At 54.4% G+C, this 1468-nt stretch carries 2 protein-coding genes; one reads left to right on the top strand and one right to left on the bottom strand.

The genetic code is table 11. From position 1 onward, the window contains the following. Positions 1–516: 516 nt before the first annotated feature. Positions 517–813 carry a hypothetical protein gene (locus tag NW837_RS13715; protein ID WP_011434379.1) on the bottom strand — a complete coding sequence of 99 codons (297 nt, stop codon included), beginning with the start codon at positions 811–813 and terminating at the stop codon, positions 517–519. A gap of 214 nt (positions 814–1027) precedes the next feature. Between NW837_RS13715 and NW837_RS13710 the strand changes: the two genes are divergently transcribed. Then, on the top strand, positions 1028–1270 hold the full coding sequence (locus tag NW837_RS13710) for a Ycf34 family protein (protein WP_011434378.1): 243 nt from the start codon (positions 1028–1030) through the stop codon (positions 1268–1270). Positions 1271–1468: the final 198 nt, after the last annotated feature.

Raw genomic sequence — 1468 nt, 5'->3', positions numbered from 1 at the left:
AAGGACTCCGTCCTGCTGACGGGAAGGGTGGCCCGCGCTCTATCCACAGGACGAGCGCCGGGAGGATGTCACCATACTCCCCTGCCCAAAGGCAGAGGATTCTGGCTCTTGGTTCCAAGACAGCACTTGCCGTATCGGGTTGCCCCTTTACGACAGCGGTGCCCATCTCCCCAAGCGGGGCAGTTCCCTTCTGCCCTAAGTACCGTTGAAGAGAAAGGGCAAAACCTATTCAGGTTGCTTGCGTAGTCGCCGGACTACCGGGTTTTTTAAGTGGTTGACTACTCTACTACTGGTCTAGAGTACAGCACAAAAGCTGCCGTGAACGGCAGGGCTTTAGACCCAATTCTTTGGTAAAACAATTGCCAATAAAATGCCAATAAAAGGCTACCCGCTTGCTCGCCTTGCAGGGGCCAACTCAAGCGCTAGACCAAGAGAGCCAAGGTTTTTTTAACTCAGCACAGGTGTCTTTGGGGCAAGGGATCCATCCGACAAGCGCCAACCGACTGCCAGTTGTTTCTAACTGACGGCCACGGGCGACTTAGCGGCAGCAGCAGCGCGATTTTCCTCTTCCTCAGGAGGGACAACGGCAAACTCGATGTGATTGAGCAGGGTGGTCACGAAGGCGAAGAGCAAGAAAGGCAGGGAGATCACCAAAATCAGAGCAATGGTGAGAAAAGCGTAGAGGGGGCTATTCATCAGGGAGAGGGCAGCGGCCAAGCTGGCAAAGATGACAATCAGCCAAACGATGATCTGGCCGTAGATATCTCCAAAGGAGAGGGTGCAGGTGAAGCGGTAGCGGGTGTGGGTGTTCATGGCAGTTCCTCTGGATAGCCTGGATGGTTCGATCCTAAGGACAGATCAAGCCCCATCCTGAGAAATATGTCGAGATTTTAGACGAGAGACGAGGAGATGCCTCTCTTTGCTAAGAAATATCTCAAGAATCGGCTGAGAAAGAGGGGATCCGCCGTCTGGAAGGAGGCAGGATGCTACCCTCAAGATTGGGAACCGTTTCTTGCAGGCAGCAGCCATGTGTATTTGTATTCACTGCTACTACGTGGATCGCTGTACCACCTACCATGCCGTGGAAGCGCAGCATCAGCAACCTCATCTCACACTGACGCCGGATTTTGAGCCGCAGGGCCCCCAGATCAATGTCAATATCCGCAATGGGGGCACCGAGATGGAATGGGATGTGGTGGGCTGCCAGAGCTTTCGCGAGGAACGGAACAAATGGGCGCGACTTCGTCCCTATGAGGCGGTTCCCACGTAAGATCCAAGAGCGGCCTGGATTTCCAGGGAGTTTCTTGCCCGGCCAGGTTAGAACTCTTCAGCTAGAAATCGCAGGAGCCCCGCACTGTACCTGTAGGGTCAGTGCCGGGAGGAATGCGAGGTTACAATAGAACTATGACCCAAGTCCTGACCGTATCCTGCAAGCTCAAGGTGTCCCAGTCGCAAGCCGCCAAGTTGG

It is taken from the genome of Synechococcus sp. R6-10 (assembly GCF_047461815.1).
Classification (GTDB): domain Bacteria; phylum Cyanobacteriota; class Cyanobacteriia; order Thermostichales; family Thermostichaceae; genus Thermostichus.
This window is presented reverse-complemented; position numbering and strand designations above follow the sequence as displayed.

Excerpts from the sequence above, each read along its gene's own strand:
- NW837_RS13715 (WP_011434379.1), bottom strand. The coding sequence starts at position 813 with ATGAACACCCACACCCGCTACCGCTTCACCTGCACCCTCTCCTTTGGA.
- NW837_RS13710 (WP_011434378.1), top strand. The coding sequence starts at position 1,028 with ATGTGTATTTGTATTCACTGCTACTACGTGGATCGCTGTACCACCTAC.